Below are 16,006 nucleotides of genomic sequence, written 5' to 3' on the forward strand. Positions count from 1 at the left end.
AGATGGAAATCTATATATTTAATAGAAGACTAGAGTTTCAAGGTATACTAGACAACTTCACATCTCTCAGGTGGGTACGTAGATACTTAAAGTGTGGTGAGTTTGAATTAAATTGTGATTCAACTCCTGAAAGTTTAAATTTATTAGCAAGAGAAAATATTATTTACAAAAAAGGTGACACTGAAGCAGGTTATATTGAGTTTAGAAACTTAAAACAAGATATAGAAGGCAAAGAAGTATTAATTATCAAAGGAAAGTTTTTAACAGGATATTTGAATCGTAGAATTATATGGGGAACAGAGATATTAAATGTTACAACTGAGGTAGCAATGAGAACATTAGTTAACAAAAATGGTGTAGCTCCAGTTGATCCAAATAGGATCATTCCTAAATTAATGTTAGGTACCATAAAAAACTATACGGAAAAAGTAGATTATCAGGTGTCTTATGCAAATTTAGCAGAGGAACTTGAATGTTTATCCAATGTAAGTAATTTGGGGCATAGAATCACATTTGATATTACAAATAGAAAACTTGAATTAGATGTTTATAAAGGAATTGACAGAAGTGTGAATCAATCTATTAATCCCAGATGTATTTTTGCTAAGGAGTTTGAGAATATACTTGAACAGGAATATGTAGATAGTCTAAATAATTACAAGAATCTAGCTTTAATTGGGGGTATTGGCGAAGGTGCCGAAAGAAAACTTGTTACAGTTGGGAGTTCAAGTGGACTTGACAGATTTGAAATATTTGCAGACCAAAAGAGCTTATCAAATACAGAGGATATTGGTGGCGTTTCAACAACCATGTCTGATGCAGATTATACCCTTTTATTAATTGGAAAAGGTAATGAGACTCTAGCAGAAACATTAGAAATACAGACATTTGACAGTAAAATCAATTCTAACAGTAATTTAACTTATAAAATTGATTTTGATTTGGGCGATATAGTTACTTATGTCAGTAAAAAATGGGGACTAACCATAGATAGCAGAATAACAGAGGTAGAAGAAGTATATGAGGAGGCAGGGCCACAGATTAATATTACTTTTGGAAACAATATCCCTACACTTATAGATAAAATTAAAAGATTAGTAAAGTAGAAAGGGTGTGATAACTTGGAAAAATCAAGTTTTTTTAATAGTGTTGGTGATGATAGAGTATACCAAGCGAGTGATTTTGCAGCTTATTTTAATAGCTTAATTACTAATGGTGTATTCCCTAATCCTAGTACGAATTTACAGATTATATCTAATAACAATATGACAGTTACTATTAAGGCGGGTAAGGCTTGGATTAATGGTTATGTATACATTAATGATAGTGATTTAATATTGCCTATATCAGTGGCTGATGGTGTATTAAAAAGAATAGATAGGATTGTAATACAGTTTAACACGATAAATAGAAATATTACTGCTAAAGTTAAGAAAGGTACATTTGCAAGTACACCAGTTGCGCTAGATTTACAGAGAGATGCAGATGCATATGAACTGGGTATAGCAGATATATTAATTAGTAATGGTGCAACAACCATAATTCAGGCTAGTATAACGGATTTAAGAATGAATACTATTTATTGTGGTTGGGTTAATAGTTTAATCCAAGTAGATACTACTGCGATATTTAATCAATATCAGGCATGGTACACATCACAACAAAATGTTTATAATACAGATTTTACATCATGGACAGTTGCTAAAAAGGCAGCTTATGATGAGTGGTACACAACTACGACTAATGGTTATGCAACAGCTATGACATTAAACGAAACACAATTTAAAATTGATTTTGAAGCATGGTTTGCTACTGTACAAAATCAACTGAATGGAGATATTGCAGGTAATTTAACTAATGCAATTAATGCTCTTGCTGGCACTGGGAGAACTACAGAAACAGTTAAAGGAAATGCTGCAGCACTTGCGTTGCACTTGACTGATAACATAATGCAATTTGCGACTAAAGTTGATAAAACAGATTACGTAAGAAGTGGCTCATATGGAGTTACGACAGGTACTTCAACAGCATATGAAATAACACTAAACCCTATGCCTACAACGTATGTAGATGGTATGCAACTCATAATATTACCACATGTAACCAGTGGTGCAATTCCAACTCTTAATGTAAATGGATTAGGTGCTTTAACTATATTAAAACAAGATGGAACTGCATTAATTGCAGGAGATATTATTATAAATAAACCGCTTGGATTAGTGAGGGTAGGAAGCAATTTTTTTATTCGTAGTTCCAGTGGAGGTAGCAATATTAAAAGTATTCAACGTGGCAGTGTTACATTAACCACAACTACAAGCTTAGTTACTATATCTCCTATAAATATTGCAAACTCTATTGTACGAGTATTTGGTCAACCCGATTATGGGGATAGAGGTACTTCCTTTAATATTAGTGGTACCATTACTAGTCCAACAACGGTTATGATTACTCGTGGTGGGACTGAAGTTTCAGTTAACATTAAATGGGAAGTTATTGAGTTCAACAATGTAAAGAATAAACAAACTGGTATCTTTTCCAAAAATGCAACTCAAACAATAATACCTAATAACACCTATGTGGTAAATATAGCTAGTATTAACATTTCTAAATCAATGTTATTTTGTAGTCTATATCAAACTCAAAACAATGAAGGCTATTATTATACGATTCAATATGAAATCACCAATGCAACAACAATATCATTTACTATTGTTGGTCCGTATAATGCAAATATCAACATTGTTTGGCAAGTAATAGAATTTAATTAGGAGGGAAATATATATATGAAAATTTATGCAGTATTAAATGGAAATAATATATGTACTGGAATTAGTCAATTAAGCGGTGAAGTAATTCAAGCAGATATGATTGAAATATCTTCACCAGATATGAGCTATATGTGGAAGAAATATGAAGGTGGTGTTTGGAGTGCGGAAACATTTGAACCGGTTACAACTGCTCCAATAAATGATTTTGATCAACTAAAATTGGATAATGAACAGTTAAAAGCAAATTCAGTAGACACTAATCAAATGCTTTCAGATTTTATGGATTATGTAACACCATTACTTCCACAAGAATAATTTTTTAGGAGGCTTTATCAATGACAGAATCAATAGTAAATGCATCAGCAGTAACAATATTACCATTTAGAGTAGTTCCATATGTAAGAGCAATATATGCGAATGATACCAATAGACTTACAACTAGAGATGGCTATCCAGGTGTAGCTGCAGGATATTATGAAGCAGTAAAAATTTATGCAGCAACAGGACTTGTAAATGGTGCACCCTATATAAAAACCTTCGCAGGATATACAAAAGAACAGATAGCCTTAGCACTAGCAAGTGGATGGCTTACACAACAGGAGCACGATGAAACTGTAAACCAAATGCCATCAGTTATACAAACACCTGCAGCACCAACTGTAACACTTGATGATATAAATAATATTATCATAGGTATAAATTCAACAATGGAATATGCAATTAATGGGGTTGCGAGTTATACGGTCTACAATGCAACCACACCACCAAACTTAAAAGGAGATAATACTGTAAATGTTAGAATTTCCGCAATTGAGGGTGTAAATAATGCTAGTTTAGATACTACCTTAGTATTTACTGTTAATTCAGTAACACCAGATGCTCCACTGGTAACTATGGATGATGTTGAAAATAAAGTGATTGGAATGGGCGTAGGTATGGAATTTTCAATAGATAATTCAGCATACGTAGCATATGATCCAATAACATTTGATATGTTAGATTTTAGCGGAGAACATACTTTATTAGTAAGAGTTGCATCAGAAGGAGTAAACCCTGTAAGTCTTGATACAACGCTAGTTTTTACTACTAACGTTGTTACGTCTTAGGAATATATGATGAAACAACATTTAGTGCTATAGACTTTAGCGGAAAACATACTTTATTAATAAGAGTTGCTGCAGAGGGGATTAATCCAGTAAGTGAAGATACTACATTAACATTTATGACAAACTAATATAAAGGGCAGAATAGAAGCTTAATAGGCTTTTTTATTTTGCCTTTTATTAAACATTAGAATTATAGTAGTATGCTATAAAGATAATCACATTTATCTCCGATATATGAAGTAAGAGTTTATTTCTAAAAGGCGAGAAATATGAAATGAATTGTTACTCTTAAAATTTATAACAAATGTGGATGGAGGTGTTCTAAATATCAATTGAAAGCAGAATTAAGATTTTAAGGAGGGACAAAGAGAGACGAATGGCTAATAATAAATGGCATGCTGCGCTAGTTATGTACGTTAAATATTGTTTTTTAACATTGTTTGGATTGATAGCTATGATAGTGTTTACTATAGCGATTGTAACAGAGACTTTTAATGTAAATACTGTATTTACACATTTTTTATCAGAGAATTTTACTTTTAGTACATTAACAAATATCGCTTCAGTAACATTTAATATATATTTTGAAATACTAAGTAAATATGCTAATATTTTAGTTCCTATGGTTGCCATTGACTTATCTGTATATTCAGCATGTAAAAATAATGAGATTACCAGAATAAATGAGTATTCACATAATTTATTTAAGTGGACAACTATTGCTGGAGTTACAGCTTTGTTTTTTATGGTAATGCTAGGATACACTGATGGGTTTATAAGCCTTTATGCACCAGGACTAAATTTGTACAAAAATAACATAAAACAGGGATTCTTAATATTTGTGATATTAATGGCTGGTATTAAAGGTTTCCCTATTTACTTCGCACGAAAAAATAAAAAAATAGGATAATAACCCAACATAACTAAGAGGACTTAACCAGCCCCCTTAGTTAATTGAAAAATAAAATCAATGGATGATAATTAAATTTTAAAGACTATTTGGAGAATCAGAATAAATGGGACATGGTTTTAAATCGCATCCCTTAGAATTACTTTTTTCACAGCGATAATTACCTCTTTTATAATATGTTCTAGGATCTCCAGCCATGTTTACTTCAGTGTAGGTAATTTCAATTGAACCTTCAGTTTCATACTTAGGACATAAACCTGAAAAATCTTTTTCCACTATTACCACCTCCTTTTGGTGATAGTATTCTACAAAAATATGTAAAACCCTTTAAAACTATACAAAAAATTGAATAATTAATAACTAAGGACACCTGAGAGGGTGTCCTTTCTAATGTAAAAAATATTAAAGAGAGGTGAAACATGATGAAAGTAAAAAAATGTGATGAAGAAAAGAAAGCTATATCAAAAACTATAATTGGAATACTTACATCTAATGAATTGAGCTATTCAGAGGCAACAGAAGTGCTTGAGATAGCTCAAACCAAATTAGAAAATTGTAAAGTCAATATTAATTAATCAAAATCCATATTAGGATCATTAGAGTATACAATTGTAATAAGCCCCTGTTCTTTATTGATATCACAAATAGAATCTTTAGAATTAATTGAAACATCATCACTTGAGTCAATTGAAATTGTAGCAATCTTTAATGAGTTAAACTCAACCATAACTTTATCTTCACTTGACCATAAAGTGTAGTTAGAAGTAAAAACCCTTATTATCCAAGAACCTAATTTTAGTTCGCGCATAGTTAGCACCTCCTTTTTATCTTTTGGTGATAGTATTCAACAAAATAATGTAAAATCCTTTAAATCTATACAAAAATTGAATAATTAACGACTAAGGACACCTGAGAGGGTGTCCTTTCTAATGTAAAAAATATTAAGGAGGCGGATCACGTAATGTAAATCGATAAGAGCTATTAAATAAAGATATTGGGGGCATATAAAAATGAGTACAGTAACGGTGACAATAGTAATATCAGCAGCAGGTGCAATTTGTGCAATTGTAGGTTCAGTTTTAGCTGTAAGTAACTTGTTCAGGACATCACGTAAAGAAGCAACAACAGAAGCTACCGCAGATGCACAATCTACAACAAGACTTGAAACTAAATTAGATTATGTAAGCAAAGGTGTAGATGATATTAGATTAGATAATAAAGACCAAAATAGAAGGATTAATGATATTAGTGATAAGGTCGCAAGAGTCGAAGAATCAACAAAGTCCGCTCACAAACGGTTAGATGAATTAGAAAAGTAAAAGGAGGATATTGATGAGAATATCAGTAGATTTTGGTCATGGTACTGGAGAAGATAGAGGGGCTGAGGGGTACTTAAATGAAGAAAAGGTTATAAGAGAATATGGTCCTTTAGTAGTCGCTGGATTAGAAAAGTTAGGGTATACAGTTCTAAATTGTACACCAACAATGGCGGGCTTAACATTAGCACAAAGTTTAGCATATAGAGTAAATGCATCTAATAATTTTAAAGCAATATTTCATTTATGTTTGCATGTAAATGCTTTCGAGACAGATGAAGCGCAAGGCTGTGAGGTTGAATATATAAGTGCAACTGGTAAGCGATATGCAGATAATATAAGTGCGCAAATAGCTAATTTAGGTTTTACCAATAGAGGGAGCGTTTCAAGGCCTAACTTATATGTGCTTAAATACACAAATGCTGCAGCTATTCTAATTGAGCCGTTCTTTTGCGACACAAAAACAGATTGCAATAAATATAGTGCCGCTAAGCTAGCTAATGCAATTGTAAAAGGATTCACTGGTAAAGATATTCCAGGGACTGTAGTTGTTAAACCAGCAGTAGTAACTAAACCAGTAATAGTTGCACCAAAAGTAGTTACAAGCGTTAGAACATATAGAGTTGTTACAGGTAGTTTTGTGGATGAAACAAATGCAGATGCAAGAATAGCAGAGTTAAAGGCCAAGGGTTTTGAGTCTTTCAAAGTATTAATATAAATAAAAATCTAGGAGGAATGTAAAATGACAAATACAATAATAGATGGGGCTTCGACAATATTGGTACAGACTATATTCACGATTTTAGGGCTTGCTATGACATACTTAATAGCAAAGGTTAGTTTATATCTTGATAAGAAAAAGAAAGCAGAGGTGGCCAAAGAGGGGGTTGATGCTTATAATTCTCATGCACTAGTAGCTAAAGGTATATATTATCAGGTAGAACAGTTATTTAGGCTAATACCGGGCGCTGGTACCTTAAAAGCTACAATGTTTGATAAACTATTATTAGCTAAGTTCCCAACATTAGCTCAATCACAACTAGATCATTTTAGAGAGTCCGTAGTTGGAGAAGTTAATTCACAGGTAGAAACTTTATTAGCTCCAGCTTATGATCCTTTGAAAGATGAATCAGATGTTAAAATTGAAAATATAGCAGATAAAGAAGTAGTAAAAGAATCAATACCATTAACAAATTCAACTACGAATTCAGCAGATATTCCATTAAATACATTAGTAGTAGAACAATAGTAAAAAGCCTGAGGCTAGAGAAATCTAGCTTCAGGCCTTTTATTGTTTTTACAGTGATTTGAAAACTTTAATGTATTCTTCTGATTGAGTAGGAATTAATCCTCCTTCAACTCTTAACAATATATTATTCTTTTGTTCAATATATTGCATGAGCATAGGCATAGTTTTAATAATACCTTCTAAATAAGTTTTCCTGGCAGTAGCATCTGCTTCAGTTTTAAAAACTTCAATAGATGATGTTACTTGAGAATCTTTTATTCTACCATCATTCCATTCAATTTTTTCAGTATATTGGTTAGGTCTTCCAAACAGACCAGACGTATCATGGGTGGCATCAACCATTACAGTCTTAGTTATGTTTTTACTCTCAGTTTCTTTAAACTTATTAAATATTAGTTTTGCGGTCAATTTAACCTTAACTGGTTTTGGAGTAGTTACTGTTGGAGCAACATTACTTGATGTGCTTTTGGTACCACTTGAGCATCCTATAAGAGTAAAGAGTGTAAAACACAATAAAGATAATATAATTAATTTTTTATTTTTCAATTTTTATTCCCCCTAATTATTTGTTATTTATCCCTAATAAATAATAGCACCATAATCCAACAAAGTAAATAAAAGGTATTTTAAAACATATGGAGAATACTTACATATAATAAACTAGTGATGAGGTGGTTATATGGGTGTTAAAAATAAGCTTAAGGAAATTCGCATGAGAGAGTACATGATGAATCAAACTGAATTTTCAAAAGTATTAGGATATGATTTAAAAACTGTATCTAATTGGGAAAGAGAAGTTAGTACTCCAACTCTTGAAAGAGCTATAGGCGTATCTAATAAATTGAATAGAAAAGTTAATGATATTTGGTACCTTGAATAAGGTATCATTTATTTTTTTACATAAATACTTAAATTTTAAGAAAAATTTTATATGGACAGGCAATAATTCGCGCGAACTCACATATATTAGAATTATAAGACACGCTAAAAGGAGGATTTAAGATGGCGCAATGTATAAATGTGAGCTTTAAAAACAATGATAAAGAAATGAAAATGTATATGGAAGCGGTAAGTCATTCAGGGAGAGTAAATTGGATCAAGGATTGTATAAAATTTTATATGAATTATGGTCATATGGAAAAACAATTAAAAGAGTTATTAGAAAAAGAAAATAAAAAAGAGCAATAAAAAAGGCCACCTTCCCACAGGAAAATAGTCGATTCTTACTGACCGCTACATACGCACGCTTACCAGTAAGGTATGCCAGCGAATGTAAAAAGATTACACAATCACATCTTAATTTTGAAATTTTACATTTCATTCATATCTATAATTTAAGCGCCAATTATTTTAGCGACAATATATAAACCACCTATTACGTAGGGAATTACAAACATTCAAATCACCACCTTGTTAAATTATTATGCCACGTATTAGATTAATTATACAGGAGGAAGTTATGGAAATATTAATTATTAAAAATCACCATACTATTGTAAACTGGGAATCAAAAACACAATATACAAAATATCAGGAGTGTGACATTGAAAAGTTATCAAGCCAGCTTACAAAAAATAAAAAAATAAAAAAATTTGTTATTACACTTTTAGGTTGCACACTTTATTTTAAAAATGTATTTGCATCAACTAAAGGAATTGATTCGCTAGGTTGGACACTTTTAGGGTTAATAAGACATTGGGCATATTGGATACTTTTGATTTGGTGTATTGTAGATGTTGTTAAAAGTGGGTTATCAGGAGATTCTAAAAAAACACTTCCAATTGTATTAAAATACGTAATAATATTTGCATCGATGTATTTAATTCCAGTAATATTTGATGCTGTTAAGGGGGCATTTTAATGAATAATATTACAACATTAGTGGACGGTATAAAAAATGTAGGAGCTGACGGTTGGAACTCTTTAAAAACGATTGCTACTTTTTTGAATTATATGATACATCCGTCTTTAGTTGTTAAATTATTATGGAATTATACACAAATTTACTCATTTTGGGTATGTTTATTTATAGCGATGTTCTCAATTATATTTTATGGACTTGGGTTTAAAAAATTTATAAAATATGTTCCAGGGTCGATTGCCGTTTACACACTCATTAAAATGATAGGAAGTGCATTTTGATGTTTAATAAAAAAGATTTCTCTATTCCAGTATCTAAGTACTTACAGATTATAAAACCTGACTATGTATACTTACAAATCAAGCCATATAAGACTAAAAACTATGATAGTACAAATATAGCCAAAGCAATACAAGGCACTTACCAGGCTATTACTAAGCGTATAAAAATAGAGTATAAGAATAAATACTTGGGGTTTAAACTTCCACCTTATAATGTGCAATATAAAACCAATTTTAAAATAAGCTATTGCGTAGATATCCATAAAGGTAATACTAATTTCTATTTCATAGTTCCAAAGTTATTTCTTAATATAGTAATTGAAAAAATTCGAGAAATATGGTCAAAAGTAGAATTGGATATAGTTGATCCTATTGAAAAGTTTAGTAATGAAACAGTTTTTTATCAGGTCAATTACAAAAAAGAGGATGCACTAAGTTTAAAAATTGATAAAAAAAGTAGTGAACCGCTAAATTCTATATTATCCGTTATGGAAATTATGCAAGATGCTGACAGAGTTACATTAGTATATAATTTCTTGCCGAAGAGTCAATTTAACTGGATTAAAAAATATAATGATACAAGAAAAAAAATTGATAATAGTGAGCAAGTTATTAAAGATAGGACTACCTTTAGATATAAACTAGGCGCTGGGTTAGGTATTTTAAACTATATAGGTAATTCTATACAGAGCGTTTTAAAAGACTTTCTAGGCGATGATAAGGAAGTTAATACAGTAATGGCAGAGTTGCTGATAACATCCAATATATTAGAAACTAATAAAAGATTAAGTGATAATACCCTACGTAAAAAAGATAAAATTGTATTAGATGCACAAATTTTAATTGCGGCTAGTAGCCCGGATATAGAAAGAAACGACCAAAATATACAATCAGTATGCCAAGCATTTAAACGTACTGATGAAGAGGGAGGGAATGAATTAATTGCAAAACCAGTAAAATTAAAGGAAAAAGATCATATTAACATAGAAGATTATAAATTTAAAAGGGTGATTGAGAATACTTTCAGCGTTGATGAATGTCAAAATTTCATTCAACAACCAAGTCGTGACCTAATGAAAACACTAGGAATAAGCCATGTAGCAGTTACCGCAATGCCAGTTCCAAAAGAATTAACACATGGATATATCAGCACTGGAAAAGTTAAATGCAAGGATGGTACCCAAAACAGCTATTTACAAGACACATATGATAAAGGTTCACTACCATTAGTTCCGGTTGGTGCCCAAGGTGCTGGAAAGTCTAAATTTATTGCTAATTATTATAAATTCGTAAATAAGAGAAAAGAGGGCGGGGTGGTCATAGATTTTATAAAAAACTGCGAATTATCTGATGATATTATAAAAGATATACCACCGGAGGACCTAATTGTTTTAGATTATACTAATCCAAGAGATATACAAAGTCTATGCTTCAACGAATATGAAGTTGATCCTGACATGAATGCTTTTGACAGACTTGACTTAATGAATAGACAAGCACAACAAATATTAAATTTTGTAAATGCTATAAACGTTGAACAACCGTTACAGGCGCGTATGAGAAAGTACTTAAGTGCTGCTACAAATATCGTATTTGCAACTGGGGAAAGCTCATTCAAAGAGGTTATAAAATGTTTAGAAAATTATGAAGTTAGAGCATCCTATATTGAAAAATTATCAGAGGAGGAGCTAGCATTTTTAGAGGATGAAATAAAAAGTTTGCAGGACCTAGACGATTACTCCAAAACGAGTGTAAAAGAACCTACACCATATATTATTGGCACGAAGGTAGATCGCATTTCAGGCATATTGGATAGAGTCAGTTTATTAAAGGAGGATTTCAAGCTCAAATATATGTTTAATAAAAGTTCTAAAAACAATATCAATTTTGCAAAGGAGCTAGAAAAGGGGAAAATTATAGTAATAAAAATGAGACAAGATAAATTTACGACTCATTCTAAAAATGTTATAACTACTTTCTTATTAAGCAAAGTTTGGATTGCTACAGAAATCAGAGGAAGTTTGAACCTACAACCCAAACCAACGCATATTTGCGTAGATGAGATTTTTCAAACTAAAACAGCTATGCAAATGTTGGCAAATCAAGATATCTTGGAACAGACCAGGAAATTTGGCTGTAAATTTTTATTATCATGTCAGTTCTTACAACAGATTGAGTTAATAAATAGTACCCTAGAAGGGGCTGGAGCTAGTTACATGTTATTAGGTGGAACTAGTGAAAAAGATTTTAAACACTTTGAGAATAAACTTGATGATTTTGAGTACTCAGATTTGCGAGATATGCCACAATATAGTAGTTTAAATTTAATTTATTATAGTGGAGGTTATGCATCATATATAAGTAAATTACCTAGACCTATTCGTAAAAGAAGAAGATTAAAATTAATAAAACTTAACAAGGTTGCATAAAAGTAATTATAAAAAAGCATCTAGCTAATAACTAGATGCTTTTTTTGTTTACTCTAAATGTTCATTGTCCTGTAAAATAACTTCCATTAATTCAAAAGGACATATGTTTAAAGCTGTAGATATGAGTGCGACTACTTCTAATGTCGGTGATTTAGCTTCTAAGCTCAATTTGGATATATAGGATTGTGATAATCCTGTTTTCTTAGCCAACTCTGTCTGCGTCATGTTATGAAGGTATCTCAAGTTATTTAGTTTAAATTTAATGTGTATTTAAATCAATCCTTTTTTAATTTCAATGATATAATAACATTCGACAAAATACAACGCATAATTATTTACAATATGTAGAAATAAGTGGGAAAATACAACCCTATGTGGTAAGGAAGTGATGTATAATATTATATAAGCAGGAACACACATTCTAAAAGGAGGATGAAGAGATGATATTATTTTTGCTTTTTAGGGTATGGAGTTTGTGTGTCAGTCCTACCCAATAAAAAATCAATAGATACCTTGAAATAGTCAGCTATATTTATGAGCAAAGGAAAGCTAGGCTCTCTCATATTATTTTCATAGTAATTCAATGCACGACTAGTAATGTGCATTATTTCAGCAAATTCATTAGATGTAAGGTCACTATCTTCACGTAAAGCACGTAATCTATTACCAAAAATCATAATTATACCCCCATGGAAAATAATAACATAAAGGTATATTTAAAATTACAATAGGAACGTTTTGTTCTCGGTATATTAAAGTATGCAAATGACAAAATAATTATCGGGAGGATTGTTAAAATGAAAGACAACTGGAATATGGATGGCATAGAGAAGGTGTGGGATTCAAAAACGGAGGCACATAATAACATAATTAATTATTTAGAATCAAAAGGTTTAGATGAAAAAGAGTTATTGAAATTTGCAGAATTGCTAAACCGATTTTCAGAAAGTATTATTAAATTAAACAATTGCATATAGACAACATAATTTATAGTAAAAAGTTTTGTGCACCTTTCGTGCACCTTTTTGCTGTTTTGGGCATAAAAAAAGGCTTTCAAGAAAACCTTGAAAGCCTTTTGGTGCCGGAGGCGGGAATCGAACCCGCACGGTATTGCTACCACTGGATTTTGAGTCCAGCGCGTCTGCCAGTTCCACCACTTCGGCATGCCTGACAAAAAATAGTTTACCATATATTTATACACATTGCAATAGATATATGTATATTTAGTAAAAAATAAGTACAAATTAATATACAGTTCGTTACTTTTTGGGTATATATTTGTTATAATACAATAGAAACTGTTTTACCTATATTAAGGTAAGAGGCGATTTTAAGAAAGTCATCTTAATGTTATAACAAAAGGAATGTTAGTATTAAGAAGTTGATATTTTAATTTAGAACATATATTATAAAACGTTACATATAAAGTTATAAACATAGTAGAAAGAAGGGATTTAAAATGTCTAAGGAAAGACTACTAATTTTAGATGGTCATAGTCTTATGTATAGAGCTTTTTATGCATTACCGGCCCTAACAAATTCGGATGGGATATACACTAATGCAGTTTATGGATTTACAACTATGCTTTTAAAGATGAAAGAAGAGTTTGAGCCTGATTATATTGTCACAACATTTGATAGGAAGGCACCTACTTTTCGTCATGAAGAATATAAGGATTATAAGGCAGGTAGAAAAAGAATGCCTGATGAACTGCAAGGACAGTTTGCTATAGTTAGGGAACTTTTAGAGAAAATGGCTATAGATATATTTGAATTAGATGGGTTTGAAGCAGATGATTTAATAGGTACATTATCGGTGTTTGCAGAAGAACAAGGACTGGAAGTCTTTATAATAACAGGAGACAGAGATGCGCTTCAGCTTGCAACAGACAATGTTAAGGTTGTAATAAATAAAAAAGGGATGTCTGAAAAAGAAATATATGATAGAGACCGTATAATTAAGGAATTCGGAGTAACTCCAACAGAATTTATAGATGTAAAAGGTCTAATGGGAGATGCTTCTGATAATATACCAGGTGTTCCAGGAATTGGTGAAAAAACTGCATATAAGCTTATCAAAGAATATAAGAGTATAGAAAATCTTCTTATGAATATTGATAAGGTTAGTGGTAAAAAGCTTGTTGAAAATTTAAACACATATAGTGAACAGGCAATTTTTAGTAAAAAATTAGCCACAATTATTACTTGCGTGCCTATGGAAATGGATCTAAGTTCAATTAAATCGAAAGAAAATTATGATGTTCGCGCTGTAAAAGATTTGTTTTATAAATTACAGTTTAAGTCATTAATAGACAGAATATCTGTAGACGATGATTCAGCTGAGGAAATATTTTCTGCAGATTATGGAGTGATAGATAATTTGCAAAAGCTTTCAGAGCTTACTTTGGAAATTAAGGATACCATCTATATAATTTTTGATATAGCGGATACAAATGTTTTTTCTAAAATGTGTCTTAATAACATATACATTAATTATAAAGAAAAAAATTATCTTATCAAGCTTGATGATTTATTTAAGGAAGATGAAGAAAAAACTATAAGTTATTTAAAAACTATACTTGAGAGTAATGATATTAAAAAAGTGAGTCATGCTGCTAAAAATGCATATACTGCACTTAACAAAAAGAAGATCAAATTACATGGAATACAATTTGATACAGAACTTGCAGCATATCTTCTAGACTCTGCAAAAAAAGAATATAGTTTAGAAACTCTTATGGATACCAATCTTAGAATTAGTATTAAGGGCGAAGGTCATGCAAAGGAAATTAATAAAGTTGCATTACTAAAAAAACTTTATGAGATATTAGAACCAAAAATAAAAGAGTATGAAATGGAAGAACTTCTATATAAGGTTGAGCAGCCATTAGCAGAAGCTATATCATATATGGAGGCTGAAGGATTTACAGTAGATAAAGCTAATTTAGAAGAACTTGGAGTTAAATTTGCTGCAGATATAGCAAAACTTGAAAGCACCATTTTTGTTTTATCTGGAGAAGAATTTAATATAAAGTCTCCAAAACAATTAGGAAAAATATTGTTTGAAAAATTAGATTTGCCTGTTATAAAAAAGACAAAAACAGGATATTCAACTAATGCAGAGGTTTTAGATGCACTAGTGGATAAACATCCTATTATCGCAGAAATTACTAAGTATAGACAAGTAACAAAGATTTTTTCTACATACATAGAGGGGTTAAAAGTTGTAATTGACACAGATTCTAGAATACATTCAAACTTTATGCAAACAGTCACTACAACAGGAAGATTATCTAGTACAGAACCTAATCTGCAAAATATACCTATAAGACATGAGATGGGTAGAGCTATTAGGAAAGCATTTATACCACACAATGATAAGTGCGTTATATTATCTGCGGATTATTCACAGATAGAGCTTCGAGTATTAGCACATATTGCTGGTGACGAAAATTTAATTCAAGCTTTCATTGATCATAGTGATATTCATACTAAAACAGCGTCTGAGGTGTTTAATGTACCAATGGACGAGGTTACAAAACTTATGAGAAGTAATGCAAAGGCTGTAAATTTTGGTATAGTATATGGTATCGGGGAATTTAGTCTTGCAAAGGATTTAAATATATCAAGAAAAGAAGCTAAAACATATATAGAAACATATTTTGAAAGATATCCTAGTGTCAAGAAATACATGAAGGATATAGTTACTACAGCTGAGGAAAATAATAGTGTTACTACTATACTTAATAGACGTAGATTTATACCTGAAATAAATTCAGCAAACAAAATGGTGAAAGCTGCGGGTATTAGGCTTGCTATGAATACGCCTATACAAGGAAGTGCAGCAGATATTATAAAACTTGCTATGGTTAATGTATTTGATAAATTAAAGGAAGAAGGATTGAAAAGTACTTTAATTCTACAAGTACATGATGAATTAATATTAAATGTATATAGAGATGAGCTAAAGCAGGTTGAATTGTTGGTTAAGGATCAGATGGAAAATGTTATTAAACTTTTAGTTCCGCTAGAAGTAGAAATTAGCATTGGAGAAACTTGGTATGAGGCTAAGTAATTGAAACTTAC

21 protein-coding genes and 1 tRNA gene are annotated in these 16,006 nt (G+C 31.1%); 16 read left to right on the top strand and 6 right to left on the bottom strand.

Going from position 1 to position 16,006, the window contains the following annotated elements; all coding sequences use genetic code 11:
- The first annotated feature begins 2 nt into the window (after positions 1 to 2).
- From KPL44_RS03785 to KPL44_RS03805, 5 genes are all read left to right on the top strand, one after another.
- A complete protein-coding gene (locus KPL44_RS03785; RefSeq protein WP_216247553.1) occupies positions 3 to 1,106 on the top strand; it encodes a siphovirus ReqiPepy6 Gp37-like family protein in 1,104 nt (367 codons plus the stop codon).
- A gap of 15 nt (positions 1,107 to 1,121) precedes the next feature.
- Positions 1,122 to 2,768 carry a hypothetical protein gene (locus tag KPL44_RS03790; protein WP_216247555.1) on the top strand — a complete coding sequence of 549 codons (1,647 nt, stop codon included), beginning with the start codon at positions 1,122 to 1,124 and terminating at the stop codon, positions 2,766 to 2,768.
- Positions 2,769 to 2,783: 15 nt separating this feature from the next.
- The gene (locus tag KPL44_RS03795) at positions 2,784 to 3,083 is read left to right on the top strand and encodes a hypothetical protein (RefSeq protein ID WP_216247557.1); all 300 of its coding nucleotides are present in this window, start codon (positions 2,784 to 2,786) and stop codon (positions 3,081 to 3,083) included.
- 20 nt (positions 3,084 to 3,103) lie between these two features.
- Complete coding sequence (locus tag KPL44_RS03800; RefSeq protein WP_216247564.1) at positions 3,104 to 3,874, top strand: DUF4073 domain-containing protein; 771 nt, start codon at positions 3,104 to 3,106, stop codon at positions 3,872 to 3,874.
- Between the two features lie 376 nt (positions 3,875 to 4,250).
- Positions 4,251 to 4,784, top strand: a complete 534-nt coding sequence (locus KPL44_RS03805; protein ID WP_216247567.1) for a hypothetical protein — start codon at positions 4,251 to 4,253, stop codon at positions 4,782 to 4,784.
- A gap of 78 nt (positions 4,785 to 4,862) precedes the next feature.
- Here KPL44_RS03805 and KPL44_RS03810 read toward each other — a convergent pair whose 3' ends face one another.
- Positions 4,863 to 5,060, bottom strand: coding sequence for a phage tail tube protein (locus tag KPL44_RS03810; RefSeq protein WP_216247569.1), 198 nt, complete (start codon positions 5,058 to 5,060; stop codon positions 4,863 to 4,865).
- Between the two features lie 143 nt (positions 5,061 to 5,203).
- Between KPL44_RS03810 and KPL44_RS03815 the strand changes: the two genes are divergently transcribed.
- Positions 5,204 to 5,359, top strand: a complete 156-nt coding sequence (locus tag KPL44_RS03815; protein WP_216247571.1) for a hypothetical protein — start codon at positions 5,204 to 5,206, stop codon at positions 5,357 to 5,359.
- On the opposite strand, the gene KPL44_RS03820 is transcribed toward KPL44_RS03815, so the two are convergent.
- Complete coding sequence (locus tag KPL44_RS03820; protein ID WP_216247573.1) at positions 5,356 to 5,592, bottom strand: hypothetical protein; 237 nt, start codon at positions 5,590 to 5,592, stop codon at positions 5,356 to 5,358. The genes KPL44_RS03815 and KPL44_RS03820 overlap by 4 nt on opposite strands.
- A 202-nt stretch (positions 5,593 to 5,794) precedes the next feature.
- On the opposite strand from KPL44_RS03820, the gene KPL44_RS03825 reads away from it, so the two are divergent.
- The 3 genes from KPL44_RS03825 to KPL44_RS03835 are packed head-to-tail and all read left to right on the top strand — an operon-like array spanning position 5,795 to position 7,349.
- Complete coding sequence (locus KPL44_RS03825; RefSeq protein ID WP_216247576.1) at positions 5,795 to 6,103, top strand: hypothetical protein; 309 nt, start codon at positions 5,795 to 5,797, stop codon at positions 6,101 to 6,103.
- Positions 6,104 to 6,116: 13 nt separating this feature from the next.
- Complete coding sequence (locus tag KPL44_RS03830; RefSeq protein ID WP_216247578.1) at positions 6,117 to 6,818, top strand: N-acetylmuramoyl-L-alanine amidase; 702 nt, start codon at positions 6,117 to 6,119, stop codon at positions 6,816 to 6,818.
- Positions 6,819 to 6,842: 24 nt separating this feature from the next.
- Entirely contained in the window at positions 6,843 to 7,349 is a 507-nt protein-coding gene (locus KPL44_RS03835) for a hypothetical protein (RefSeq protein WP_216247580.1), read from the top strand.
- 48 nt (positions 7,350 to 7,397) lie between these two features.
- Here KPL44_RS03835 and KPL44_RS03840 read toward each other — a convergent pair whose 3' ends face one another.
- Positions 7,398 to 7,895, bottom strand: a complete 498-nt coding sequence (locus KPL44_RS03840) for a hypothetical protein (RefSeq protein ID WP_216247582.1) — start codon at positions 7,893 to 7,895, stop codon at positions 7,398 to 7,400.
- Between the two features lie 133 nt (positions 7,896 to 8,028).
- On the opposite strand from KPL44_RS03840, the gene KPL44_RS03845 reads away from it, so the two are divergent.
- From KPL44_RS03845 to KPL44_RS03865, 5 genes are all read left to right on the top strand, one after another.
- Positions 8,029 to 8,229, top strand: a complete 201-nt coding sequence (locus KPL44_RS03845; RefSeq protein WP_216247583.1) for a helix-turn-helix transcriptional regulator — start codon at positions 8,029 to 8,031, stop codon at positions 8,227 to 8,229.
- A 122-nt stretch (positions 8,230 to 8,351) separates the two neighbouring features.
- Positions 8,352 to 8,537, top strand: a complete 186-nt coding sequence (locus tag KPL44_RS03850; protein WP_216247585.1) for a hypothetical protein — start codon at positions 8,352 to 8,354, stop codon at positions 8,535 to 8,537.
- Between the two features lie 271 nt (positions 8,538 to 8,808).
- On the top strand, positions 8,809 to 9,210 hold the full coding sequence (locus KPL44_RS03855) for a hypothetical protein (RefSeq protein WP_216247587.1): 402 nt from the start codon (positions 8,809 to 8,811) through the stop codon (positions 9,208 to 9,210).
- A complete protein-coding gene (locus KPL44_RS03860) occupies positions 9,210 to 9,491 on the top strand; it encodes a hypothetical protein (protein ID WP_216247589.1) in 282 nt (93 codons plus the stop codon). Before KPL44_RS03855 ends, KPL44_RS03860 begins: the two co-directional genes overlap by 1 nt.
- Complete coding sequence (locus KPL44_RS03865) at positions 9,491 to 11,920, top strand: hypothetical protein (RefSeq protein ID WP_216247591.1); 2,430 nt, start codon at positions 9,491 to 9,493, stop codon at positions 11,918 to 11,920. The genes KPL44_RS03860 and KPL44_RS03865 overlap by 1 nt, the downstream gene beginning before the upstream one ends.
- 48 nt (positions 11,921 to 11,968) lie before the next feature.
- Here KPL44_RS03865 and KPL44_RS03870 read toward each other — a convergent pair whose 3' ends face one another.
- Positions 11,969 to 12,163 carry a helix-turn-helix domain-containing protein gene (locus tag KPL44_RS03870; protein WP_301182926.1) on the bottom strand — a complete coding sequence of 65 codons (195 nt, stop codon included), beginning with the start codon at positions 12,161 to 12,163 and terminating at the stop codon, positions 11,969 to 11,971.
- 203 nt (positions 12,164 to 12,366) lie between these two features.
- Complete coding sequence (locus KPL44_RS03875; RefSeq protein WP_216247595.1) at positions 12,367 to 12,597, bottom strand: helix-turn-helix domain-containing protein; 231 nt, start codon at positions 12,595 to 12,597, stop codon at positions 12,367 to 12,369.
- Between the two features lie 120 nt (positions 12,598 to 12,717).
- Between KPL44_RS03875 and KPL44_RS03880 the strand changes: the two genes are divergently transcribed.
- Positions 12,718 to 12,897 (top strand): hypothetical protein, encoded by a 180-nt coding sequence (locus KPL44_RS03880; protein ID WP_216247597.1) that lies wholly within the window; start codon positions 12,718 to 12,720, stop codon positions 12,895 to 12,897.
- Between the two features lie 99 nt (positions 12,898 to 12,996).
- Here the strand turns inward: KPL44_RS03880 and KPL44_RS03885 are convergent.
- Positions 12,997 to 13,083: transfer RNA gene (locus tag KPL44_RS03885), tRNA-Leu, on the bottom strand.
- A gap of 296 nt (positions 13,084 to 13,379) precedes the next feature.
- Here KPL44_RS03885 and polA point away from each other — a divergent pair.
- The gene (polA, locus tag KPL44_RS03890; protein WP_216247599.1) at positions 13,380 to 15,995 is read left to right on the top strand and encodes a DNA polymerase I; all 2,616 of its coding nucleotides are present in this window, start codon (positions 13,380 to 13,382) and stop codon (positions 15,993 to 15,995) included.
- Positions 15,996 to 16,006 lie beyond the last annotated feature (11 nt).

It is taken from the genome of Clostridium sp. DSM 17811 (assembly GCF_018861905.1).
Taxonomy (GTDB): Bacteria; Bacillota; Clostridia; order Clostridiales; family Clostridiaceae; genus Clostridium_AD; species Clostridium_AD frigoriphilum.